The sequence below is a fragment of the Streptomyces sp. NPDC057939 genome (assembly GCF_042887545.1).
In the GTDB taxonomy this organism is placed as follows: Bacteria; Actinomycetota; Actinomycetes; order Streptomycetales; family Streptomycetaceae; genus Streptomyces.
In genome coordinates, this window is record NZ_JBHVPG010000001.1 from 289303 (window position 1) to 311861 (window position 22559).

At 70.6% G+C, this 22559-nt stretch carries 21 protein-coding genes, 2 tRNA genes and 1 pseudogene; 8 read left to right on the forward strand and 16 right to left on the reverse strand.

The features are described from left to right. Positions 1-6: 6 nt before the first annotated feature. From ACFVS6_RS01315 to pknB, 3 genes are all read left to right on the forward strand, one after another. On the forward strand, positions 7-1431 hold the full coding sequence (locus tag ACFVS6_RS01315; protein ID WP_389699885.1) for an FtsW/RodA/SpoVE family cell cycle protein: 1425 nt from the start codon (positions 7-9) through the stop codon (positions 1429-1431). Then, positions 1428-2891 carry a peptidoglycan D,D-transpeptidase FtsI family protein gene (locus ACFVS6_RS01320; protein WP_389699886.1) on the forward strand — a complete coding sequence of 488 codons (1464 nt, stop codon included), beginning with the start codon at positions 1428-1430 and terminating at the stop codon, positions 2889-2891. The genes ACFVS6_RS01315 and ACFVS6_RS01320 overlap by 4 nt, the downstream gene beginning before the upstream one ends. A 157-nt stretch (positions 2892-3048) precedes the next feature. Next, positions 3049-5088, forward strand: coding sequence for a Stk1 family PASTA domain-containing Ser/Thr kinase (pknB, locus tag ACFVS6_RS01325; RefSeq protein ID WP_389699887.1), 2040 nt, complete (start codon positions 3049-3051; stop codon positions 5086-5088). Positions 5089-5182: 94 nt separating this feature from the next. Here the strand turns inward: pknB and ACFVS6_RS01330 are convergent, their stop codons facing one another. The 6 genes and pseudogenes from ACFVS6_RS01330 to ACFVS6_RS01355 all read right to left on the reverse strand — a co-directional run bounded on the left by ACFVS6_RS01330 (position 5183) and on the right by ACFVS6_RS01355 (position 9192). Continuing rightward, a complete protein-coding gene (locus ACFVS6_RS01330; protein ID WP_389699888.1) occupies positions 5183-5926 on the reverse strand; it encodes a class E sortase in 744 nt (247 codons plus the stop codon). Between the two features lie 13 nt (positions 5927-5939). Continuing rightward, positions 5940-6608 (reverse strand): annotated as a pseudogene (locus ACFVS6_RS01335) (class E sortase); the annotation flags it as partial. Positions 6609-6778: 170 nt separating this feature from the next. Then, a complete protein-coding gene (locus ACFVS6_RS01340; protein ID WP_389699889.1) occupies positions 6779-7417 on the reverse strand; it encodes an aminodeoxychorismate/anthranilate synthase component II in 639 nt (212 codons plus the stop codon). Next, the gene (locus ACFVS6_RS01345; RefSeq protein WP_362875158.1) at positions 7414-7590 is read right to left on the reverse strand and encodes a hypothetical protein; all 177 of its coding nucleotides are present in this window, start codon (positions 7588-7590) and stop codon (positions 7414-7416) included. The genes ACFVS6_RS01340 and ACFVS6_RS01345 overlap by 4 nt, the downstream gene beginning before the upstream one ends. A gap of 80 nt (positions 7591-7670) precedes the next feature. Next, positions 7671-8447: a class E sortase gene (locus ACFVS6_RS01350; RefSeq protein ID WP_389699890.1), complete on the reverse strand. Its 777-nt coding sequence runs from the start codon at positions 8445-8447 to the stop codon at positions 7671-7673. Further along, positions 8416-9192, reverse strand: coding sequence for a DUF881 domain-containing protein (locus tag ACFVS6_RS01355; protein ID WP_389699891.1), 777 nt, complete (start codon positions 9190-9192; stop codon positions 8416-8418). The genes ACFVS6_RS01350 and ACFVS6_RS01355 overlap by 32 nt, the downstream gene beginning before the upstream one ends. A gap of 92 nt (positions 9193-9284) precedes the next feature. Between ACFVS6_RS01355 and crgA the strand changes: the two genes are divergently transcribed. Further along, complete coding sequence (gene crgA / locus ACFVS6_RS01360) at positions 9285-9542, forward strand: cell division protein CrgA (RefSeq protein WP_281209452.1); 258 nt, start codon at positions 9285-9287, stop codon at positions 9540-9542. Positions 9543-9681: 139 nt separating this feature from the next. Here the strand turns inward: crgA and ACFVS6_RS01365 are convergent, their stop codons facing one another. Together ACFVS6_RS01365 and ACFVS6_RS01370 are read right to left on the reverse strand one after the other, a co-directional pair. Beyond that, positions 9682-10557 carry a rhomboid family intramembrane serine protease gene (locus ACFVS6_RS01365; protein WP_389699892.1) on the reverse strand — a complete coding sequence of 292 codons (876 nt, stop codon included), beginning with the start codon at positions 10555-10557 and terminating at the stop codon, positions 9682-9684. A gap of 124 nt (positions 10558-10681) precedes the next feature. Continuing rightward, entirely contained in the window at positions 10682-11230 is a 549-nt protein-coding gene (locus ACFVS6_RS01370; protein ID WP_389700034.1) for a peptidylprolyl isomerase, read from the reverse strand. Positions 11231-11404: 174 nt separating this feature from the next. Here ACFVS6_RS01370 and ACFVS6_RS01375 point away from each other — a divergent pair, with 174 nt between their 5' ends. Continuing rightward, positions 11405-12106: a DUF5324 family protein gene (locus ACFVS6_RS01375; RefSeq protein WP_389699893.1), complete on the forward strand. Its 702-nt coding sequence runs from the start codon at positions 11405-11407 to the stop codon at positions 12104-12106. Between the two features lie 133 nt (positions 12107-12239). Here ACFVS6_RS01375 and ACFVS6_RS01380 read toward each other — a convergent pair whose 3' ends face one another. Then, positions 12240-12806: a LysM peptidoglycan-binding domain-containing protein gene (locus tag ACFVS6_RS01380; RefSeq protein WP_389699894.1), complete on the reverse strand. Its 567-nt coding sequence runs from the start codon at positions 12804-12806 to the stop codon at positions 12240-12242. 114 nt (positions 12807-12920) lie between these two features. After that, the gene (locus ACFVS6_RS01385; protein ID WP_389699895.1) at positions 12921-13400 is read right to left on the reverse strand and encodes a MarR family winged helix-turn-helix transcriptional regulator; all 480 of its coding nucleotides are present in this window, start codon (positions 13398-13400) and stop codon (positions 12921-12923) included. A gap of 112 nt (positions 13401-13512) precedes the next feature. Here ACFVS6_RS01385 and ACFVS6_RS01390 point away from each other — a divergent pair, with 112 nt between their 5' ends. Further along, the gene (locus ACFVS6_RS01390) at positions 13513-14964 is read left to right on the forward strand and encodes an MFS transporter (RefSeq protein WP_389699896.1); all 1452 of its coding nucleotides are present in this window, start codon (positions 13513-13515) and stop codon (positions 14962-14964) included. A gap of 138 nt (positions 14965-15102) precedes the next feature. Here ACFVS6_RS01390 and ACFVS6_RS01395 read toward each other — a convergent pair. Further along, a tRNA-Ala gene (locus ACFVS6_RS01395) sits at positions 15103-15175 on the reverse strand. A gap of 161 nt (positions 15176-15336) precedes the next feature. On the opposite strand from ACFVS6_RS01395, the gene ACFVS6_RS01400 reads away from it, so the two are divergent. Further along, positions 15337-15885 carry a DNA-binding protein gene (locus ACFVS6_RS01400; RefSeq protein ID WP_281209458.1) on the forward strand — a complete coding sequence of 183 codons (549 nt, stop codon included), beginning with the start codon at positions 15337-15339 and terminating at the stop codon, positions 15883-15885. A 31-nt stretch (positions 15886-15916) separates the two neighbouring features. Continuing rightward, entirely contained in the window at positions 15917-17278 is a 1362-nt protein-coding gene (locus tag ACFVS6_RS01405) for a serine/threonine protein kinase (protein WP_389699897.1), read from the forward strand. Between the two features lie 55 nt (positions 17279-17333). Here the strand turns inward: ACFVS6_RS01405 and ACFVS6_RS01410 are convergent, their stop codons facing one another. From ACFVS6_RS01410 to gyrA, 5 genes are all read right to left on the reverse strand, one after another. Beyond that, positions 17334-18650: a hypothetical protein gene (locus ACFVS6_RS01410; protein ID WP_389699898.1), complete on the reverse strand. Its 1317-nt coding sequence runs from the start codon at positions 18648-18650 to the stop codon at positions 17334-17336. 122 nt (positions 18651-18772) lie between these two features. Then, positions 18773-18907, reverse strand: coding sequence for a DLW-39 family protein (locus tag ACFVS6_RS01415; protein WP_208809277.1), 135 nt, complete (start codon positions 18905-18907; stop codon positions 18773-18775). A gap of 146 nt (positions 18908-19053) precedes the next feature. Next, positions 19054-19127 (reverse strand) — tRNA-Ile (locus tag ACFVS6_RS01420). Between the two features lie 118 nt (positions 19128-19245). Then, entirely contained in the window at positions 19246-19875 is a 630-nt protein-coding gene (locus ACFVS6_RS01425) for a DUF3566 domain-containing protein (RefSeq protein WP_389699899.1), read from the reverse strand. 2 nt (positions 19876-19877) lie between these two features. Then, on the reverse strand, positions 19878-22529 hold the full coding sequence (gene gyrA, locus ACFVS6_RS01430; RefSeq protein WP_389699900.1) for a DNA gyrase subunit A: 2652 nt from the start codon (positions 22527-22529) through the stop codon (positions 19878-19880). Positions 22530-22559 lie beyond the last annotated feature (30 nt).

Here is a 22559-nt window from a genome sequence, read left to right on the forward strand (position 1 = left end):
CACACCATGAGCGTTGTCACCAACACGACCACCATCGGCGCCATCGAGGCGCCGAGCCGGCGGAACACCGAGCTCCTGCTGCTCGTCTTCGCCGTGGTCATCCCGATCTTCGCGTACGCCAACGTCGGCCTGGCGGTCCACGGCAAGCTCCCTCCGGGCATGCTGCTGTACGGGCTCGGCCTCGGTGTGCTCGCCGGCATCGCCCACTTCATCGTGCGCCGCTACGCGAAGTACGCCGATCCGCTGCTGCTGCCGATCGCCACCCTGCTCAACGGTCTGGGCCTCGTCCTCATCTGGCGGCTCGACCAGTCCGAACGGCTGCAGAAGCTCGCCAAGCGCAACTTCGGTGCCTTCTCGGAGTCCGCGCCGCGGCAGATGATGTACACGGCGTTGGCCATCGCCCTGTTCGCCGTGGTGCTGCTGGTCCTCAAGGACCACCGGGTGCTCCAGCGGTTCACGTACATCTCCATGGCGAGCGCCCTGGTCCTGCTGATCCTGCCGGTCATCCCCGGTCTGGGCGCGGACGTCTTCGGCGCCAAGATCTGGATCAGCGTCGGCGGCTTCTCCATCCAGCCCGGCGAGTTCGCGAAGATCGTCATCGCGGTGTTCTTCGCGGGCTACCTCATGGTCAAACGCGACGCCCTGGCCCTGGCCAGCCGTCGCTTCATGGGCCTCTACCTGCCGCGCGGGCGCGACCTCGGCCCGATCCTGATGATCTGGGCGATGAGCCTGCTCGTCCTCGTCTTCGAGAACGACCTCGGCACCTCGCTGCTGTTCTTCGGCATGTTCGTGATCATGCTGTACGTGGCCACCGAGCGGACCAGCTGGATCGTCATCGGCCTGCTCATGTCGGTCGGCGGCGCCGTGGTCGTCGCCTCCTTCGCCAGCCACGTCCAGGCCCGCGTGAACGCGTGGCTCGACCCCTTCGAGTGCTACGCCAAGTCCGGGGCCTGTGAGCAGGTCGGACAGTCGATCATGAGCTTCGGTTCCGGCGGCGTCCTCGGCACCGGCTGGGGACAGGGCAACTCCGACCTCATCGGCTTCGCCGCGAACTCCGACTTCATCTTCTCCACCGTCGGCGAGGAACTCGGCCTCACCGGCGTCATGGCCTTCCTCCTGCTCTACGGCCTGATCATCGAGCGCGGCGTCCGCACCGCCCTCGCCGCCCGCGACCCCTTCGGCAAGCTCTTCGCCATCGGGCTGTCCGGCGCCTTCGCCCTGCAGATCTTCGTCGTCGCCGGCGGAGTCATGGGCCTCATCCCCCTCACCGGCATGACCATGCCCTTCCTCGCTTCCGGCGGTTCCTCCGTCCTCGCGAACTGGGTACTCATCGCCATCCTCATCCGGATCAGCGACACCGCACGCCGCCCCGCCCCGGCCCCCGCCCCGTCCCCCGACTCCGAGATGACCCAGGTGGTCCGCCCGTCATGAACAAGCCCCTGCGCCGCATCTCGCTGTTCTGCGGGCTGCTCGTCCTCGCGCTGCTGATCCGGACCAACTGGCTGCAGTACGTCCAGGCCGAGGACCTCAGTACCCGCAAGGAGAACCGTCGGGTCCTGATCGCCCAGTACGCGACCGAGCGCGGCAACATCGTCGTCCAGGGCGGGGAGCCCATCACCGGCTCCGCCGAGACCGACGGCAGTGACTTCAAGTTCAAGCGGACCTACACCGACGGCCCCCTGTGGGCGCCCGTCACCGGCTACGCCTCGCAGGTGTTCGGCTCCACCCAGCTGGAGAACATCGAGGACGGCATCCTCACCGGCAACGACGACCGGCTGTTCTTCGACCGCACCATCGGCATGTTCACCGGTGAGAAGAAGCAGGGCGGCAACGTCGTCACCACACTGAACACCGCCGCGCAGAAGGCCGCCTTCAACGGGCTCGGCAACCGCAAGGGCGCCGTCGCCGCCATCGACCCGCGCACCGGCGCCATCCTGGCCCTGGCGAGCACCCCGTCCTACGACCCGTCCAGCTTCGCCGGGTTCTCCGAGGCGGACGGCAAGGCCTGGAACGATCTGAACGCCAGCCCGGACAAGAACCTGGTCAACCGCGCCCTGCGCGAGACCTACCCGCCGGGTTCCACCTTCAAGGTGGTCACCGCCGCCGCCGCGCTGGAGAACAACGTCGTCACCGACGTCAACGCGCCGACGGACACCCCCGAGCCGTACATCCTGCCCGGCACCCGCACGCCGATGGTCAACCACGCCAAGGGGTGCGAGAAGGCCAGCCTCAACTTCGCGTTGGAGGTGTCCTGCAACTCGGTCTTCGCGAACCTGGGCGACAAGGTCACCCGCGACAAGATGGTGCAGACCGCCGAGAAGTTCGGCTTCAACGACACCATCGACACCCCGGTCCGCGCCTTCGCCAGCGTCTACGACAAGACCATGGGCCGGGACGGCAACGCCCAGAGCTCCATCGGCCAGTTCAACACCGCCGCCACGCCCCTGCAGATGGCCATGGTCTCCGCCGCCATCGCCAACGACGGCAAGCTGATGAAGCCGTACATGGTCGACCAGCTGACCGCGCCCAACCTCGACGTGATCGAGAAGCACTCGCCGCAGGAGATGAGCCGGCCCCTCTCCGCCGCCAACGCGCAGAAGCTCCAGCAGATGATGGTCAACGTCGTCGACAAGGGCACCGGCTCCAACGCCAAGATCAAGGACGTCGTCGTCGGCGGCAAGACCGGTACCGCCCAGCACGGCGAGAAGAACGCCAAGCGTCCCTACGCCTGGTTCATCTCCTACGCGGAGAACCCCGACGGCACCTCGCCGGTCGCGGTCGCCGTGGTCATCGAGGACAGCGGCGCCGACCGCGAGGACATCAGCGGCGGCGGTCAGGCGGCACCCGTCGCCAAGGCCGTCATGGAAGCCGTACTGAAGAACAAGCGATGACAACCGGTGGCATGGTCCGAGCGCTCGGTACCGGTCCGATATCAGCCTGTGGTCACGAACGGATCACCGACGATCGGCCGGTAGCCTTGCCGCGAACAGCACACCGCCGGACCACACACGGGTGCGGTCGGGACTGACGGAGAGGGCTGCAAACGTTATGGAAGAGCCGCGTCGCCTCGGCGGCCGGTACGAGCTGAGCCACGTGCTCGGCCGTGGTGGCATGGCCGAGGTCTACCTCGGTCACGACACCCGGCTCGGCCGTACCGTCGCCGTCAAGACCCTGCGCGCCGACCTCGCCCGCGACCCGTCCTTCCAGGCCCGGTTCCGCCGCGAGGCCCAGTCGGCCGCGTCGCTCAACCACCCGGCGATCGTCGCCGTCTACGACACCGGCGAGGACTACGTCGACAACATCTCCATCCCGTACATCGTGATGGAGTACGTCGACGGCTCGACCCTGCGCGAGCTGCTGCACTCCGGCCGCAAGCTGCTGCCGGAGCGCACCCTGGAGATGTGCATCGGCATCCTCCAGGCCCTGGAGTACTCGCACCGCGCCGGCATCGTGCACCGCGACATCAAGCCCGCCAACGTGATGCTGACCCGGACCGGACAGGTCAAGGTCATGGACTTCGGCATCGCCCGCGCCATGGGCGACTCCGGCATGACGATGACGCAGACGGCCGCCGTGATCGGCACCGCCCAGTACCTCTCCCCGGAGCAGGCCAAGGGCGAGCAGGTCGACGCGCGCTCCGACCTCTACTCCGCGGGCTGCCTGCTGTACGAGCTGCTGTGCGTGCGGCCGCCGTTCGTCGGGGACTCCCCGGTGGCCGTGGCCTACCAGCACGTCCGCGAGGAGCCCCAGCCCCCGTCGAACTTCGACCCCGAGATCACGCCCACGATGGACGCCATCGTCCTCAAGGCTCTGGTCAAGGACCCCGACTACCGCTACCAGTCCGCCGACGAGATGCGGGCCGACATCGAGGCCTGCCTCGAAGGCCAGCCCGTCGCCGCCACCGCCTCCATGGGCGCGGCCGGTTACGGCTACCCCGACCAGGGCGGCTACGGACACCAGGGCTACGACCAGCCCACCACCGCACTGCGCTCGCCCGACTCCGGCCAGACCTCGATGCTCCCGCCGATGCCCCCGGGCGACAACGGTTACGGGGACCAGGGACACGGCGGCGGGTACGACCAGGGCGGCCACGGCCGCCGCCAGAAGAAGAGCCGGGCCTCCACGATCCTGCTCGTCCTCGCCGGGGTCCTGGTCCTGGTCGGCGCGATCCTGATCGGCCAGGCCCTCTTCAACAAGACGGCCGACAACCGGTCCACCGTGCCCAAGTTCATCGGCGAGACCTTCGAAGCGGCGCAGAGCCGGGCCCCGAACGCGGGGCTCACGGTGGTCAAGGCGGGCGAGGAGCCCTGCGACAACCAGCCGAAGGGCAACATCTGCTCCCAGGTGCCGGCGCCCGACCTGAAGGTCGACAAGGGCACCGAGGTCAAGGTGAAGGTCTCCTCGGGCGCCCCCAAGGTCCCGGTGATCGACGTGCTGCGCATGAAGTACGAGCTCGCCGAGTCCACGCTGAAGGCCAAGAACTTCCAGGTCGAGAAGGAACTCCGGGAGTCCGACTCCAGCCCGGGCATCGTCCTGGACCAGAACCCCAAGAGCGGGACCGAGGCCGAGAAGGGCTCGGTCATCAAGCTGATCGTCTCCAAGGAGATCTCCAAGGGCACCGTCCCCGACCTGACGGGGAAGACCAAGGAAGAAGCGATCAAGGCGCTCACGGCCGCCAAGCTCAAGCTCGGCAGCACCACCGAGGTCGAGCAGCCCGGGGCGGCGCCCAAGACGATCGTCCAGCAGCAGTACCCGCCGGGCGAGCAGCTCGCCAAGGACACCCCGGTCAACGTCAGCATCGCCAAGGCGGCCGCGGCGCCGACCCCGGTGCCGCTGCTCTTCGGCCGGACCGTGGCCCAGGCCAAGGACGACCTCAAGCGGGCCGGCCTGGTCTTCGGCTCGGTCCTGTCCGGCCCGGCGGACGACAACGCCACCGTCCTTCAGTCCGACCCCACGGCGGGCACCCCGCAGCCGGCGGGCACCGTCGTCAACGTCCACACCTCGCCCGGCAGCGGCCAGGGCGGCCAGCAGGGCGGCGGCAACGGCAACGGTGGCGGTGGCTTCATCGGAGGCCTGGGCGGCCGCTGACCGCCCGCGTCACCCCGCACGAACGAAGGCCCGGCCCCTCTCCGCGGAGAGGGGCCGGGCCTGTTTCACGTGAAACACCGTCCTGGTGCGGGGCTCAGCGCAGCTCCGCCGGCAGCGTCCGCTTGTCGTCCACCTTCTCGGTGCGCACGAGCTCGCCCCACACGATGTAGCGGTACTTCGAGGTGTAGACGGGCGTGCACGTGGTCAGCGTGATGAAGCGCCCCGGGGCCGTCCTGCCCGACTCCTTGGGGACCGGGCTGATGACGTCCACGTTGTACTTCGAGGTCTGCCGCAGCTCGGCGAACACCTTGTACACGTACCAGGTGTCACGGGTCTCGAAGACGATCGCGTCGCCGTTCCTCACCTTGTCGATGTTGTGGAACTTCGCCCCGTGCCCGTCGCGGTGGGCCGCCAGCGAGAAGTTGCCCTTCTCGTCCCAGGGCAGGGCGGACTTCACGGGCTCGGTGTAGTAGCCGGCGACCCCGTCGTCCAGGATGTCCGGCGCGGTACCCGGCTTGACCAGCACCTCACCGTTCTTCATCGCCGGTACGTGCAGGAATCCGATGCCGTCCCCGGTGTCGAGTGCGCCGGGTTCGGCGGGCGCGCCGGGCTTGCCGGCCGGGGGCGCCGGGCTCTCCTGCCACAGCTGGCGGATCTCGTCGCCGCGCGCCGAGGCCTCGCGGTCCGCGAGGACGTTCGTCCACCACAGCGAGTACGCCACGAACAGGGCCAGGACCAGGCCCGTCGTGATCAGGAGCTCCCCCAGCAGGCTCAGGAACCCGGCGATCACGCCGCGGTTTCGGGGCGGCGGTGCGGAGCGGCGGCGGGCACGAGACACTGCGGATTCGTCCTTACGGGCTGTTCAGCGCGGGCGGTGCGCCCTGGCTGCGGGGGCGTTCTTCGGTCATCCTGCCCCATACGATCATCCGGTAGGTGCTCGTGAACTCGGGAGTGCAGGTCGTGAGGGTGATGTACCGCCCCGGGCCGGTGAAACCGGAGCCGTCGGGCACGGGCTTGATCACGGAGACGTTCGTCGGCGGGGTCTGCGGCAGGATCGAGGTCATCTCGTACGTGTAGAACGCGTCCCGCGTCTCCACGACGATCGGATCCCCGGGCGCCAGCCTGTTGATGAAGCGGAAGGGTTCGCCGTGCGTGTTCCGGTGTCCGGCCACCGCGAAGTTCCCCTGCGGGTCGGACGGCATCGCCGTCTTCAGCGCACCCTCGCCGTAGTGCCCGACCATGCCCCGGTCCAGCACCTTCGGCTTGCTGATGCCCTCCGCGACCGGCACCTTCAGGTCGAGCTTCGGGATGTGGAGGATCGCGAACCCCTGCCCCGGCTCGAAGGCGCCCACCGGGGGCGCCGCCCCCTGGCCGGCCTTCGCCGGGTCCGGGGCGCGCTCCCACGTCTGCCGCAGGGAGCCGGCGGCCCCGTCCGCGGTCCGCTGCGCCAGCAGGTTCGTGTACCAGAGCTGGTAGGTGACGAACAGCAGCATCACCAGGCCGACGGTGATGAACAGCTCACCGATCGCCCGGCTCAGCACCACGACCGGGCCCCCGGAGCGCGGGCGGGCGCGTCTGCGGCCCCGCCCGCCCCGCCGGCGAGCCCGTGCGTGCGAGCGCTTCGCGGCCTCCTGGGCGGCCCTGCGCCGCGCGGCCCGGCCCTCGGTGGGCGCGGACGGCGCGACCGTCGTCACGCGACGGCCTTGCCCACCACCGGGGCCAGCCCCACCGAGCGCTCCACGGCTCCCGCGTCCCCGCAACGGACCAGCCAGTTGGCGAGCATCCGGTGCCCCCACTCGGTGAGTACCGACTCGGGGTGGAACTGCACGCCCTCGACGTCGTGCTCCCGGTGCCGCAGGCCCATGATGATCCCGTCCTCGGTGCGCGCCGTGACCTCCAGCGCGTCGGGCAGGGTGAGGGGCTCGGCCGCGAGCGAGTGGTAGCGGGTGGCGGTGAACGGCGAGGGCAGCCCGGCGAAGACGCCCAGCCCCTCGTGCACCACGGGCGAGGTCTTGCCGTGCAGCAGCTCGGGGGCCCGGCCCACCACTCCGCCGTAGGCCACCGCCATCGACTGCATGCCGAGGCAGACGCCGAACACCGGGACGCCGGTGTCGGCGCAGTGGCGGACCATGTCGACGCAGACGCCCGCCTCCTCGGGGGTGCCCGGTCCGGGGGAGAGGAGGACGCCGTCGAAGCCGTCCTGGGCGTGGGAGAGTTCGACCTCGTCGTTGCGCAGCACCTCGCACTCGGCGCCGAGCTGGTAGAGGTACTGGACCAGATTGAAGACAAAGCTGTCGTAGTTGTCGACAACCAGAATGCGCGCGCTCACGGAGTGGCTCCCGATCCCTCGTCCACCGTCACATCGTTGAACGGAAGGAGCGGCTCGGCCCACGGGAAGACGTACTGGAACAGCACGTACACCACCGCCAGGACCAGTACGAGTGAGATCAGCGCGCGCAACCACGCGTTGCCCGGCAGGTGCCGCCAGATCCAGCCGTACATTCCGTCCGCGTCCCTTTCGCTCCACGCACCGCGGGGGCGGTACCGCAACAGCCTAAAGGGCAGCGGCCCCGCGGGGTGGGTCACCTGGGCGATCCCTCCGCCCGGGCGGGCTCCGCGGACCGCGTACCCGTGAGTTCCGCCCAGATGACGAGACGGTGGCTGTGGCCCCATTCCGGCTCGCAGGTGGTCAGCGTCAGGTACTTGCCCGGAGCGGTGAAGGGGGACTTCTCCGGCACGGCGTCGACGACGCCCGTCTCGGTGGGCAGGACGCGCAGGGCCGGCGCACGGACCGTGTACGTGTACCGGTGGGTGGCGTCCCGGACCTCCACGGTGTCTCCCGGCCGCAGCATCGGGATGTCCTTGAAGGGGTCGCCGTACGTCCGCCGGTGGCCGGCGACCGCGAAGTTCCCGGTTCCGCCGGGCCGGGCCGAGCCGGCGTAGTGGCCGAGGCCCTTCTTCAGCAGTTCGGGATCCGTGCCCTCCAGGACGGGCTTGGTCCAGCCGGCGCCGAACCGCGGGATGGTCATCTCGGCGAAGGCCCGGCCCGGCGGGTAGGGGGCGGGCCGGTCGTCCTCCTGTGCGGCCCCGGGGGCCCCGGGCACCGCAGGGGCAGCAGGGGGCTCGCCGGTCCGCTCCGGGGCGGCGGAGGCCGCGGGCGGGGCCCCGGCGGCCCAGCCGGCGCGCAGTCGGTCCCGTTCGCCGTCCATGGCCCGGTCGGCCTTCACCCCGGTCCACATGAGCACGTAGGCGACGAAGAGCACGATGATCGTGCCGACCGTCAGGCACACCTCGCTGAACGTCCGTACCACCAGGCGCAGTACGACGTCAGGGCGAGGCGGATTCCAGCGGCTTCGCATAGTGGAGGTCCACTGTGCCGGAGTAGCCCGGCAGTGTCAGCTTCTTCTCCTCGTCCACTTTCCAGCCCAGCCCGTAGGCGTTGACGTACAGCTGGTAGTTCTGCAGCGCCGGGGAGTCCGCGAGGGCCTTGCGCAACGCGCCCGGGTCGCCGACCGCCGACACCTTGTAGGGGGGCGAGTAGACGCGGCCCTGGAGGATGAGCGTGTTGCCGACGCAGCGCACCGCGCTGGTGGAGATCAGCCGCTGTCCCATGACCTCGATGCCCTCGGCGCCACCCAGCCAGAGGGCGTTCACCACGGCCTGGAGGTCCTGCTGGTGGATCACGAGGTCGTTCGGCTGCGGTTCGGGCACGCCGGGGACGCGGGCCGTGGCGTTCGGGGGCGCGTCGTTGAGCGTGACCGTCAGGCCCTTGCCGGACAGCTCCTCGGTGCCCGAGGCTGTGCGCAGGGCGGCCAGCTTGGCGTCCTCGGCCTTGGTGCTGCCGTCGTCGCGGTCGGCGAGGGCGTCGACCTGGCGGCGCAGGGTCGCGGCGCTCTTCTCCAGTTCGGCGTTGTCGGCGCTGCGCTCGTGGATGAGGTCGGACAGCTTCAGCAGAGACGCGTCCGTGCGGATGTTCGTACCCTTGGACGTGTTGAAGCTGGTGACGAAAATGAGGCCGGCCAGGGCGAAAACGGCGGCCGTCAGCAGCCGGACCGGTCTGGCCAGCAGACGGGGACCCGCGGAGGAGTCGTCGGAATTGCTCAACGTACCCTTCTCCTTCAACGCCACAGGTCCACTACGCTAACGGACGCCCGGGGCAGGCAAGGTCCCCCAGCGCATCGACAGGAGAGCCCCTCGTGCCGAAGTCACGTATCCGCAAGAAGGACGACTACACACCGCCGCCGGCGGGGAAGCAGGCCCAGACGATCAGGCTGACGAACCGCAGCTGGGTCGCGCCGGTCATGCTGGCGTTCTTCCTCATCGGTCTCGCGTGGATCGTCGTCTTCTACGTGACCGATACCCAGCTGCCCGTCGAGGCCCTGGGCAACTGGAACATCGTGGTCGGTTTCGGCTTCATCGCAGCGGGGTTCGGCGTCTCCACGCAGTGGAAGTAGTACGCGTCCGGCGCCGGTACAAGGCTCATCCGGCGCCGGAACGCAAGCTCTCCCCATGAGTTATCCACAGCGTCATCCACACCTGAGGAAAAGACAGAAGATCTGTGGATAACTCTGTGGAGAGTTGACGCCGGTGTGATCAGGTGAGTTCGGCCGTCCGGACCAGGACCACCGCCGCTGCCAGCAGGAACACCGCCGCACACGTACCCCACTGGATGAGTGTGCGCTTCCTGCCCGTGGCCGGGCCGAGCAGGCCCAGCGCGACCAGCGCACCGGTCACCAGTCCGCCGATGTGGGCCTGCCAGGACACCGACCAGCTGCCGCCGAACGGTACGAAGGTCACCACGAGCATCAGCCCGAGCGTGATCAGCACCGGCCGCATCTCGTAGCGCAGCCGGCGGGCGAGGACGACGGTGGCGCCGAGGAGCCCGCAGATGGCGCCGGAGGCGCCGAGGGTCGGGGTGTTCGGCGCGGTCAGCAGGTAGACGAGGGCGCTGCCGCCGAGCCCGGACAGCAGGTAGAGCGCCAGGTAGCGGACGCGGCCCAGGGCCGCCTCCAGCGGGCCGCCGATCACCCACAGGGCGAGCATGTTGCCGATGATGTGCCACCACTCGACGTGCAGGAACACCGAGGTCAACAGCCGGTGGTACTGCCCCGTGGCGACCCCTTCGACGGGCGCTCCGTAGTACTCGACGTAGCGCCCCAGCAGCTCCAGCTGGATGGCCAGCCCCGGAACCAGGAACGCCGCGAGGAACACGGCCGCGTTGATCCCGATCAGGACCTTGGTGACGAGTACGGTGTCGGCGGCGACGATGCCGCCGGCGACGGTGCGCGGGGCGTTGGCCGTGGCGGCGTGCCCGGTCCCCGAGCCGTCGCGCACGCACTCGGGGCACTGGAAGCCCACCGAGGCGCTGATCATGCACTCCGGGCAGATGGGGCGTTCACAGCGGGTGCAGGTGATGCCCGTGTCACGGTCCGGGTGTCGGTAGCAGCCCGGCAGACGGTCGGTGTCCATCGGTCCCCTCGGTCGGCGGCGGGACAGCGGCGCCCCGCCGGTCCGGTACACAACCAGGACGGACGGGCGGGGCGGAAAGGTTCCCGGGAGGCCGGGAGGCCGGGAGGCCGGGTCGCGGAGGCGGTCAGCCCTTGTCGAGGGTGGTGCCGCGCTTCTCGATGACGACGGACTGGATGATCACGTCGTCGAGCGGCCGCTCGGTGCGCGGGTTGGTCGCGCCGGAGGCGATCTCGTCCACGACCTTGCGGCCGGCCGCGCCGGTGACCTCGCCGAAGATGGTGTGCTTGCGGGTCAGCCAGGCGGTCGGGGCGACCGTGATGAAGAACTGCGAGCCGTTGGTGCCCGGCCCGGCGTTGGCCATGGCGAGCAGGTAGGGCTTGGTGAAGGCCAGGTCCGGGTGGAACTCGTCGGCGAACTGGTAGCCGGGGCCGCCGGTGCCGTTGCCGAGCGGGTCGCCGCCCTGGATCATGAAGCCGCTGATGACGCGGTGGAAGACGGTGCCGTCGTAGAGCGGTGCCGTGGTCTTCTGACCGTCCGTGGGCCGGGTCCACTCGCGGGCGCCCGTCGCGAGCTCCACGAAGTTGCGGACGGTCTTCGGGGCGAAGTTCGGCAGCAGCTCGATCTCGATGTCGCCGTGGTTGGTCTTCAGGGTGGCGTAGAGCTTCTCGGCCACGAGCCTGCCTTCCATAGTCATCACTGTCGGTCCCGATCCTCCCACGGAGGGCAGCGCCGCACAGAAATCCTCCACCCGTATGCCCTGTCACGCATGCCCGGTGGTGTCAGGGCAGGCATGATCCGACAAAGGGTGGAAAGGTGAACTGTGTCCGCCACCGAGGAGGAGAATCCCGTGACCCGCAAGGACAGCGTGCGCCTGGCCGCCGAAAGCGCCAGGGATACCGTCCGGCACGCAGCGGAAGTGGTGGCGCCGTACGCAGAAACCGCCAAGGACGCGGCTGTGCACTACGCGCACGAGGCGAATGAGCGACTGGCGCCGATGGTGTCGAACGCGGCCAACGAGGCCGCGCGGCAGGCCCGTACGACGTACGACAGCCATGTGCATCCACGCCTGAAGCAGGCGCGGACCCACGTTCCGCCCGGCGTGGACCGGGCGGCGACGCAGGCGGTGGTCTCCACGCGCCACGCGGCCCGGCAGGCCGCCGACTACACCCAGCCGCGGATCGAGAGCGCCATCGCGGCCGCCGGCCCCGTGGCGGAGGAGGCCGCTTCCCGGTCGACCGCCGCCTTCGCGGCGCTGCGCGGGCAGGTGTCGGCGAAGGAGGTCCACAAGCTGGTGCGCCGCCACGAGCGGCGCGCGAAGTGCGGCCGGGCCGCGCGCGGCGTGGCCCTGGTCGGTGTCGTGGCCCTGGGCGCCTTCGTGGCGTGGAAGTGGTGGGACCGGCAGTCCAACCCGGACTGGCTGGTGGAGCCCCCGGCGGCCACCGAGCTGTCGGACCGCGACGCGGGCCCGACCGCTTTCGACGAGGAACTGGCGCAGAAGGAGCGCGAGGCGGGGGCGGGCCCGGAGGGCTCCCCCGACAAGCAGCTCTGACGGACGGCTCCGCGGGCGGCGACTCCCCGACGGGAGCGGCTCCGAGGAACGGCGGTACACGGGAAGGGGCCCGGATCCTGGTGGATCCGGGCCCCTTCCCGTGCGTACCGCCGTCTCCCGTGGCGGCCGGGCGTCAGCTCGGCAGCGTGAGCACCGTGCCCGGGTGGATGAGGTCCGGGTTGGGGCCGACGACGCCCCGGTTCATCGCGTAGAGCTCGCGCCAGCGGCCCTCGTTGCCGAGCTCGCGGCGGGCGATGACGGACAGCGAGTCCCCGGGCCGGACCGTGTAGGTGCGCTTCTTCGCGACGGGCTTGGCCGCGGGCTTGGGCGACACCGGAACGGCCTTGTGCGCGGCGGACGTCGGGCTCGGCGCCGCGGGGGCGGCGGCCCTGGGCGGCACCGCGGCGGGCTTGGGCATGGCCGCCGGCTTGGGCGACACGGGCACGGCCTTGTGCGCGGCGGACGTCGGGCTGGGCGCGGCGGGGGTGGCGGCCGGCTTGGGCGGCGCGGCCGCGGCCATCCGGTCGGCGGCCGCCTTGGTGGCCGCCGCCGCGTCGGTGTACTTGGATCCGATGTCGGCCGGCGCGTTCGGCGCCGCGGGCGGGGAGGCCGCCGCGGACCGTTGTTCCACCTGTTCCCGCGTCTTCTCCGCCTCTTGTTCCTTCTTCTTGTCGGACTTCATGAAATCGAAGAGTCCCATGTGCGTGCGCCTCCGGCGTGTGTGGCCCCCTGGCTCGGTGCCTGCCACCCACTCTCGGACACGCCGGGCCCCGTGGCCGTGTGACTGGGCCGTACGGGGGACACCCGCGGCCCTTTACTGACGGGCCCGGCGGGCCGGTCGGGGGCTCTCGGACGGGGTGTCCAGGGCGCCCCCGACGAGCAGCTTCAGCCCGCGCAGGAGGGCTTCCCGGTCGGTCGCGGAGAGGGAACCGAGGGCCTCCGCGTGCACCTGGTCGACGATCCGGGTGCTCTGCTCCGCGACGGCCGCGCCCCGCTCGGTGACCGCGATGACACGGGCCCGACGGTCGGTCGCGGAGGGCCTGCGCTCGGCCAGCCCCGCCTTCTCCAGGGCGTCGACGGTGACGACCATCGTCGTCTTGTCCATGTCCCCGATCTCCGCGAGCTGGATCTGCGTGCGCTCCTCCTCCAGGGCGTGCACCAGTACGCAGTGCATCCGCGCGGTGAGGCCGATCCCGTCGAGGGCAGCGGCCATGCGGGTGCGCAGGACGTGGCTGGTGTGGTCCAGGAGGAAGGAGAGGTCGGGCTCGGTCCGGGCGGGCGCCATCGCAGTCATGGATCCAGGGTACAACTCGATCCGAAAAATATAGTCTGCAACAAAACCATCTGCTACGGTCTCATCATTCGCCGAGCCCGGCCCCGCACCCCTCCTACGACTGGAGAGACCGTTGTCTGCCGCCACCACCGCCGCGCCCACCGCGCCCGCCGCCCCCGTTCCCGCCGGCCGCCTCCGCTCCCGCTGGACCGCCCTCGCCGTGCTCTCCACCGGCATGCTGATGACCGTCCTCGACGGCAGCATCGTCACCGTGGCGATGCCCGCCATCCAGAAGGACCTCGGCTTCACACCGGCCGGCCTCAGCTGGGTCGTGAACGCCTACCTGATCGCCTTCGGCAGCTTCCTGCTGCTGGCCGGCCGGCTCGGCGACCTGATCGGCCGCAAGCGGATGTTCCTCGCCGGCACCACCGTCTTCACCGCCGCGTCCCTCCTCGCCGGTTTCGCCGACTCGCCCGGAACGCTGATCGCGGCCCGCTTCCTCCAGGGCGTCGGCAGCGCGATGGCCTCCGCCGTGAGCCTCGGCATCCTGGTCACCCTCTTCGGGGAGCCCCGCGAACGCTCTCGCGCCATAGCCGTCTTCTCCTTCACCGGAGCGGCCGGGGCCTCGCTGGGCCAGGTCCTCGGCGGGGTCCTCACCGACGCCCTCGACTGGCACTGGATCTTCTTCATCAACCTGCCCGTCGGGGCCGCCGCGCTCGCCTTGGCCCTGCCCGCGCTGCCCGCCGTACGGGGCCTCGGGCTCCGCGCCGGGGCCGACGTACTGGGCGCCGCGCTGGTCACCTCGGGGCTGATGACCGGGATCTACGCCGTCGTCGGGGTCGAGACGTACGGATGGACCTCCGCGCGCACCATCGGGCTCGGGACCCTCGCCGCCGCCCTGCTGGCCGGCTTCGTCGTCCGCCAGGCCAGGACCGCGAACCCGCTGGTGCCGCTGCGGATCTTCCGCTCCCGCACCGTGACCGGCGCGAACCTCGTGCAGATGCTCATGGTCGCCGCCCTGTTCTCCTTCCAGGTGCTGCTCGCCCTCCACCTCCAGCGGGTCCAGGGCTACGGCGCCGCCGAGACCGGCCTCGCGATGCTGCCCGCCGCCCTCGCGATCGGCGCCGTGTCGCTCGGCGTCTCGGCACGGCTGAACATCCGGTTCGGCGAGCGGGCCGTACTGCTCGCGGGGCTCGGCCTGCTCGTCGTCGGGCTCGGCCTGCTGACCCGGCTGCCCGTCGACGCCGACTACGTCACCGACCTGCTGCCCGTGATGCTGCTGGCCTCCGGCTTCGGGCTCGCCCTGCCCGCGCTCACCGCCCTCGGGATGTCCGGCGCCGGCGAGGAGGACGCCGGGCTCGCGTCGGGCCTCTTCAACACCACCCAGCAGATCGGCATGGCCCTCGGCGTCGCGGTCCTCTCCACCCTGGCCGCCTCCCGCACCGAGGCCCTGACGGCCGCCGGACACGGCTCCGCTGAAGCCCTGACCGGTGGCCACCACCTCGGTTTCGCCGTCGGCGCCGCCCTGCTGCTCGTCGCCACGGCCCTCGCGGCGACCCTCCTGCGCACGGGCCGGCGCCCCTGAGGACCGCGGGCCCCCGCGCGCCACGCCCCCCGAACAGGGCCGCCGGCCGGGCCCGTTCGCCCCGGACCCACCTCGCGGCCACGTACGAAAAAAGGTCCCCTGACCCGCGTTTTCGCAGGTCAGGGGACCTTCAAGCTGTGGAGCCTAGGAGATTCGAACTCCTGACATCTGCCTTGCAAAGGCAGCGCTCTACCAACTGAGCTAAGGCCCCGTGGGACGCAACGCACCGCTCCCCCGGAAGGGAGTGGTCGTTCCGCAGGACAGAGTACCCGGTGTACCCCCTCATCCCGCAAAATGATAGGGACTCCCGCCCCGCGACCACGCTCCGTAAGATGCTCGCGAGGTTCGCACCAGCGAAGGGGAGTAGTAAGAGTGGACGCAGTACAGCAAGAGGCCACGGCCAGAGCCAGGGAGCTTCAGCGCAGTTGGTACGGGGAGCCGCTGGGCGCGCTGTTCCGACGGCTCATAGATGACCTCGGTCTCAACCAGGCCCGCCTCGCTGCCGTCCTCGGCCTGTCGGCGCCGATGCTGTCCCAGCTGATGAGCGGCCAGCGCGCCAAGATCGGCAACCCGGCCGTCGTCCAGCGGGTCCAGGCCCTTCAGGACCTCGCCGGCCAGGTCGCGGACGGAAGCGTCAGCGCGGGGGAGGCCACGGACCGGATGGACGAGATCAAGAACACCCAGGGGGGCTCCGTCCTCAGCAACAGCGGTCAGACCACGACGAGTTCGGGGGCTCCCACCGTCAAGCGCGTCGTCCGTGAGATCCAGTCGCTGCTGCGCTCGGTCTCCGCGGCCGGCGACATCATCGACGCGGCGGACACCCTCGCCCCCAGCCATCCGGAACTGGCAGAGTTCCTCAGGGTGTACGGCGCGGGCCGCACCGCGGAAGCGGTGGCCCACTACGAGGCCCACCAGAACTGACGCACGGGGATGACGGGGGACGGGCACAGCCATGGGTGAGGTCTTCGCCGGCCGGTACGAACTGGTCGACCCGATCGGGCGCGGTGGCGCGGGCGCCGTGTGGCGGGCGTGGGACCACCGGCGGCGCCGCTACGTCGCCGCGAAGGTCCTCCTGCAGAGCGACGCCCACACCCTGCTGCGGTTCGTGCGCGAGCAGGCCCTGCGCATCGACCACCCGCACGTCCTGGCCCCCGCCAGCTGGGCGGCGGACGACGACAAGGTCCTGTTCACCATGGACCTCGTCGGCGGCGGCTCCCTCGCCCATGTGATCGGGGACTACGGCCCGTTGCCGCCCCGGTTCGTGTGCGCGCTGCTCGACCAGCTCCTCTCGGGGCTGGCGGCGGTGCACGCGGAGGGCGTCGTCCACCGCGACATCAAACCGGCCAACATCCTGATGGAGGCCACCGGAACCGGGCGGCCGCACCTGCGGCTGTCCGACTTCGGCATCTCGATGCGCAAGGGCGAGCCCCGGCTGACCGAGACCAACTACGTCGTCGGCACGCCCGGTTACTTCGCCCCGGAACAACTGATGGGCGCCGAGCCCGACTTCCCCGCCGACCTCTACGCGGTCGGCCTGGTCGCCCTCTACCTGCTTCAGGGCACCAAGCCCGATTCCCAGGCCCTGGTGGAACACTTCCTGGCCCACGGCACCCCGGACGCCCCCGAGGGCGTCCCCGCGCCGCTGTGGGACGTCGTCGCGAACCTCCTGCAACCCGACCCCCAGGCGCGGTTCCGTACGGCCACGGGGGCCCGCAAGGCCCTCGCCGAGGCCGTCGAGCTGTTGCCGGCGCCATCCCCCGAATCGGATCCGGTGGAGGTGTTCGACCAACTCGGCCCGCTCCCGGCCGGGTTCGACCCTCAGGGCCCCCGAGGCACCCAGGGCCCGGTGGCCCCCGCGAGCCCGACCGGCAGCCCGACCGGCCCCACCGGCATCTCGCCCATCGGAGCCCCCACGGGCCCCCAGGCCGCCCCGGAGCCGTTCGCGGCGACCTCCGCACCCTCCGGGCCCGGTACGGCCCCCACGGCCGCGCCGTACCCCGTCACGGGCCACGTGTCGGGCGTCGCGGCGGGCGGTCCCACCCGGGCCGACGACCCGCGCGGCACGCCCCCGGCCACCGTCCCGGCCGGGTTCGGACCGCCGCCCGACCAGGGGCCGTCCGAGACGGGCAGCTTCCACCTGCCGCCCCCGGTCCAGGGGGGCACCGCGACCGGCCCGGTCACCACCCCGCACCCGCTCCCCGCAACCGCCCGCGCCGGCCGCGTCCCCCCGCCGCCGACGAAGGTCACCGCCGGGATCCTCACGGCGGCGCTGCTCTGCTTCGCCCTCGGGATCTGGGCCCTGACCCAGGTCTGAGCCGGGCCGACCCCGACCCGGAACCCGGCCGGAATCCGGCGGCCCCGACCCCGTCCTAAGCCGTCCTGCCCCCGCCGCCGCCCCGCCGCGCCAGCAGGATCCAGGCCCCGAGCCCGAGCAGCAGTACCGTCCCGGTCCCGAAGCCCGCGCCGGCCACGATCCGCATCACGGAGCGGTCGCCCTCCGCCGCGACGGCCTCCGGCGCGGTGAGCCCCTCCTTCGCGGCCGCCCGCTCGGCGCCGCCGACCCCGAACCCGGCCGCGGTGAGGCTCTCCGCGTACCCGGGCCCCGGGCCCGGGGTGCCCGTCACCTCCAGCCGCAGCGTCAGCGGCACCGGGGAGGCGTCCTCGGTGAACTCCCCCACCTTCGCGCCCATGGTGACGGCGAGGTAGTACCACCCGGCCAGCCGCAGCGGTCGCTGCTCGGTGCCGTCCGCGAAACGGTTCTCGTACGCCACCGGCGCGGTCCTCGGCAGGGTGACGGCCGCCTGCTTGCCGTCGTACGAGGTGTCCTTGGAGTCCACGAGGCCCCGGTAGGGCGTGTAGAGCGACACGGTGAGGCCGTTGGAGGCCGAGCCGTACTGCTTCGTCATCCTGGCCGCCGCGATCTCCGCGCCGACCCCGAGCTGTTGGCCCCAGTCCAGCGGCACCCGGTAGAAGCGCGTCTGCCCGGGCCTCAGGTCGTCGCGCCACACCCCGGAGTCCAGCGCGCGGGCGTCGTTGAAGCCGGTGCCGCCGGTACGCGCGACCGGGTCCGTACCGGGCAGCGTCGGCGACGCCGAGGGCCAGGCACTGGCGGCCGTGCCGGGCGCCGTCCCGGCGGCGGGGGCGGGTTCGCGCTGGACCCGGATCTCCACGGGCCACGCGGCCTTGTCCGAGTCCTTCGCCGCCGACCGGGTGAGCTTGGCGTAGTAGGTCCCCCCGGCCTGGCACTCGGCGTCCTCCTCCAGCCGCCGGGTGCCGACCGCCGCGACGGGGACCGCGTCGTAGGCGAAGGAGATCCTGCCCGGGTTGGAGGGGCAGGCCCTGCCGCCGGCGGTCATGACCTCGACCTCCAAGTCGTCCCCGTAGCCCACCTTGGCGCCGGCGGGCGGGCGCAGCACCGCGGAGACGTACACGGTGGAGGTGCTGTCGAGGCCGAGCCGGTAGAGCCGTTCGCCGGGGGCGAGGGTGTCCTCGTAGACGGAGCCGACGTCCAACAGCGGGGCGTCCGCCGTGGAGGGCTTGCCCGCGATCGGGCCGGCGTCGTCCGCCACCCGGTACTCGGGCAGCGGCTCGGACCCGGGTCCGGCCGCGGACGCGGCTCCCGGCAACCAGGCCAGTACCCCGAGGGCCGTGGCCCCTGCCAGCACCGTCTTCCGCACGCGCACCATCAGACCCACCCCGAATTTGCTAACGCAAGTCAAATCTTTGCATGTTGAAACAATCGCTCACAGGACAGCACGAAGCCCCGGCAGCAGCGGCAGCCGGGGCTTCATGAGATCAACCGTGGGTCTCACACACCGGAACCAGAAGGCACGGAGTCAGTTGCCTCCGTCCACAGGTCCTGCTCGGCGCGATCCGCCTGGATCTGGCGGTACACGAGGAGCCCGCCGATGGCGGCCAGTGCGACCAGGAGCAGCTTCTTCACCGCGCGACCTCGTCTTTCGTTGACGTTGGGGACTTCTGGCGGCCAACAATACACACCGACCGATACCGATCGGTTACCTGGGAACCCCTCGACCGGCCCAACGAAGAAGGACCCCCAGGCCTTGGCCTGGGGGTCCTTCTTCACTGTGGGGCTAACAGGATTTGAACCTGTGGCCTCATCCTTATCAGGGATGCGCTCTAACCAACTGAGCTATAGCCCCATCCGCGCTGCGCGCTGACTCCTGAAGATTAGCGCACAGAGCGGGTCGAGCCAAAATCCGTTCCCGGGGGCCTCCCCGCGGGCTTCCCCGCAGGTCAGTCAGTGGGTCGATCAGCAGGTCATTCGTCCTCGGCCAGCGTGAGTTCCACGCCGCCCACGAAGCCCGCCGACAGGTTGTAGATGAACGAACCCAGCGTCGCCAGTGCCGTCATCAGCACCACGTCGATCACGGAGATGACCGAGGTGAAGATCAGAACGCGCGGGAGCGAGAGAAACGACTGGAGGTCGAACCCGTTGCTCTCGTTCGAACCGGTCGCCTCGCTGATCGTGCCGCCGACCGTCGAGAAGATGCCCATGGCGTCCATGACCATCCACAGCACCGCCGCCGCGACGACGGTGCACACGCCCAGCGCGATCGACAGCAGGAAGCTGACCTTCATCACCGACCACGGGTCCGCCTTGGCGACCCGCAGCCGCGCCTTGCGCGTCCGCGGTGCCGTACGGACCCCCGGACGGGCCCCGCGCTGCGCACCCGGGCCCGCCGGCGCCGCGTAGGCCTGCGGGGGCTGGTACGGCTGCCCGTCCCGGTCCTGGCCCTTGTCCGCCGGTGCCTTCGGCTGCGCCTTGGACTGCGCCTTCGACTTCGGTTCTCGGGTGTCCGTCACGGTTCCCCCCTGGGAGTCCGCGGCGGGGCCACGGGCACCGTTCGATCCTGTCTTGGCCGGTCCGGCGCCCGTGGCTCCACTCACGCTTACTCCTCGTGCTCCCCAGCCGAGGGCTCCGTGCCCTCGGCGGCCGCGGCGGCCTGTCCGTCGGCTGCCCCGGCCTCGATCTCGATGTCCGAGTCGATGTCCGACTCGATCTCGTCGGCCTCGTCAGCTTCCTGACCCGCCTCGGCGTTACGAGCGATGCCGACCACGGCATCGCGCTTGCCCAGGTTGATCAGCTGGACGCCCATGGTGTCACGGCCGGTCTCCCTGACTTCGTTGACTCGCGTGCGAATCACACCACCGCTGAGCGTGATGGCGAGAATCTCGTCCGTTTCGTCGACCACCAGCGCGCCGACGAGCGACCCGCGGTCCTCGACGATCTTCGCCGCCTTGATGCCCAGACCACCACGTCCCTGGACGCGGTACTCGTCGACCGGCGTCCGCTTGGCGTAGCCGCCGTCGGTCGCGGTGAAGACGAAAGTACCCGGCCTGACCACGCTCATCGACAGCAGCTCGTCGCCCTCGCGGAAGCTCATGCCCTTCACGCCCGAGGTCGCGCGGCCCATCGGACGCAGCGCGTCGTCGGTCGCGGTGAAGCGGATCGACTGCGCCTTCTTGCTGATGAGCAGCAGGTCGTCCTCGGCGGACACCAGCTCCGCGCCGATCAGTTCGTCGGCGGTGCTGTCCGCGCCGTCGGCGCCGGTCTCCCGGAGGTTGATCGCGATGACACCGCCCGATCGGGGCGAGTCGTAGTCCTTGAGCGCCGTCTTCTTCACCAGGCCGCCCTTGGTGGCCAGGATCAGGTAGGGCGCCGCCTCGTAGTCGCGGATCGCGAGGATCTGGGCGATCTTCTCGTCCGGCTGGAAGGCCAGCAGGTTCGCCACGTGCTGTCCGCGGGCGTCGCGGCCGGCGTCCGGCAGCTCGTACGCCTTCGACCGGTAGACGCGGCCCTTGTTCGTGAAGAACAGCAGCCAGTGGTGCGTGGTGGAGACGAAGAAGTGGTCGACCAGGTCGTCCTGCTTCAGCTTCGTGCCGCGCACGCCCTTGCCGCCGCGCTTCTGCGAGCGGTAGTCCTCGGTCTTGGTGCGCTTGACGTAGCCGCCGTGCGTGATCGTGACGACGATGTCCTCTTCGGCGATCAGGTCCTCCATGGACATGTCGCCGTCGAAGGGCACCAGCTTGGAACGCCGGTCGTCGCCGAACTTCTCGACGATGACCGCGAGTTCCTCGCTGACGATCTGCCGCTGACGCTCCTCGGAGGCCAGGATCGCGTTGTACTCGTTGATCTTCGACTGGAGTTCGTCGTGCTCGGCGACGATCTTCTGCCGCTCCAGGGCCGCCAGGCGCCGCAGCTGCATTTCGAGGATCGCGTTGGCCTGGATCTCGTCGATCTCCAGGAGGCCCATCAGGCCCTCGCGCGCGATCTCCACGGTGTTGCTGCGCCGGATGAGGGCGATGACCTCGTCGATGGCGTCCAGGGCCTTGAGCAGACCGCGCAGGATGTGGGCGCGCTCCTCCGCCTTGCGCAGGCGGAAGCGCGTGCGCCGGACGATGACCTCGATCTGGTGCTGCACCCAGTGGCGGATGAAGGCGTCGATCGAGAGGGTGCGCGGCACCCCGTCCACCAGGGCCAGCATGTTGGCGCTGAAGTTCGACTGGAGGTCGGTGTGCTTGTACAGGTTGTTCAGCACGACCTTGGCGACCGCGTCGCGCTTCAGGACGATCACGAGGCGCTGGCCGGTCCGGGACGAGGTCTCGTCACGGACGTCGGCGATGCCGCCGACGCGGCCGTCCTTCACCAGGTCGGCGATCTTCTGCGCGAGGTTGTCGGGGTTGGTCTGGTACGGGAGCTCCGTGACCACCAGGCACTGGCGGTTCTGGATCTCCTCGACCTCCACCACCGCGCGCATCGTGATGGAGCCGCGACCGGTGCGGTACGCCTCCTCGATGCCCTTGCGGCCCACGACCAGGGCGCCGGACGGGAAGTCCGGACCCTTGATCCGCTCGATCAGCGCGTCCTGGAGCTCCTCGTGCGAGGCCTGCGGGTGCTCCAGCGCCCACTGGGCGCCGGCCGCGACCTCGCGGAGGTTGTGCGGCGGGATGTTGGTCGCCATGCCGACCGCGATGCCCGCGGAGCCGTTGACCAGCAGGTTCGGGAAGCGCGCCGGCAGGACCGTCGGCTCCTGGTTGCGGCCGTCGTAGTTGTCCGTGAAGTCGACGGTCTCCTCGTCGATGTCCCGGAGCATCTCCATGGCCAGCGGCATCAGCTTGCACTCGGTGTAGCGCATCGCGGCCGCCGGGTCGTTGCCCGGGGAGCCGAAGTTGCCGTTGCTGTCCACGAGCGGCATGCGCAGCGACCACGGCTGGGCCAGGCGGACCAGCGCGTCGTAGATCGAGGAGTCGCCGTGCGGGTGGTACGTACCCATGACGTCACCGACGACGCGGGCGCACTTGTAGAAGCCCTTCTCGGGCCGGTAGCCGCCGTCGTACATCGCGTACAGCACGCGCCGGTGGACCGGCTTGAGGCCGTCCCGTACGTCGGGCAGGGCGCGGGACACGATGACGGACATCGCGTAGTCGAGGTAGGAGCGCTGCATCTCCGTCTCGAGCCCTACGGGCTCGATCCGCAGCACGGGCTGCTCCTCCGCGGGATTGTCTGCGTTCTGGGCGGGCTGGGTGGTTTCGTCGGCCATTGCTGGTCAGAAGTCCTTTCAGGCGGTCAT

What these genes read in the sequence shown, in the direction of transcription:
- ACFVS6_RS01380 (WP_389699894.1), bottom strand. Translation starts at nt 12,806, where the DNA reads ATGGGACTCTTCGATTTCATGAAGTCCGACAAGAAGAAGGAACAAGAG.
- ACFVS6_RS01410 (WP_389699898.1), bottom strand. Translation starts at nt 18,650, where the DNA reads ATGGTGCGCGTGCGGAAGACGGTGCTGGCAGGGGCCACGGCCCTCGGG.
- ACFVS6_RS01365 (WP_389699892.1), bottom strand. Translation starts at nt 10,557, where the DNA reads ATGGACACCGACCGTCTGCCGGGCTGCTACCGACACCCGGACCGTGAC.
- ACFVS6_RS01385 (WP_389699895.1), bottom strand. Translation starts at nt 13,400, where the DNA reads ATGACTGCGATGGCGCCCGCCCGGACCGAGCCCGACCTCTCCTTCCTC.
- pknB (WP_389699887.1), top strand. Translation starts at nt 3,049, where the DNA reads ATGGAAGAGCCGCGTCGCCTCGGCGGCCGGTACGAGCTGAGCCACGTG.
- ACFVS6_RS01350 (WP_389699890.1), bottom strand. Translation starts at nt 8,447, where the DNA reads ATGCGAAGCCGCTGGAATCCGCCTCGCCCTGACGTCGTACTGCGCCTG.
- gyrA (WP_389699900.1), bottom strand. Translation starts at nt 22,529, where the DNA reads ATGGCCGACGAAACCACCCAGCCCGCCCAGAACGCAGACAATCCCGCG.
- ACFVS6_RS01320 (WP_389699886.1), top strand. Translation starts at nt 1,428, where the DNA reads ATGAACAAGCCCCTGCGCCGCATCTCGCTGTTCTGCGGGCTGCTCGTC.
- ACFVS6_RS01345 (WP_362875158.1), bottom strand. Translation starts at nt 7,590, where the DNA reads ATGTACGGCTGGATCTGGCGGCACCTGCCGGGCAACGCGTGGTTGCGC.
- ACFVS6_RS01315 (WP_389699885.1), top strand. Translation starts at nt 7, where the DNA reads ATGAGCGTTGTCACCAACACGACCACCATCGGCGCCATCGAGGCGCCG.
- ACFVS6_RS01405 (WP_389699897.1), top strand. Translation starts at nt 15,917, where the DNA reads ATGGGTGAGGTCTTCGCCGGCCGGTACGAACTGGTCGACCCGATCGGG.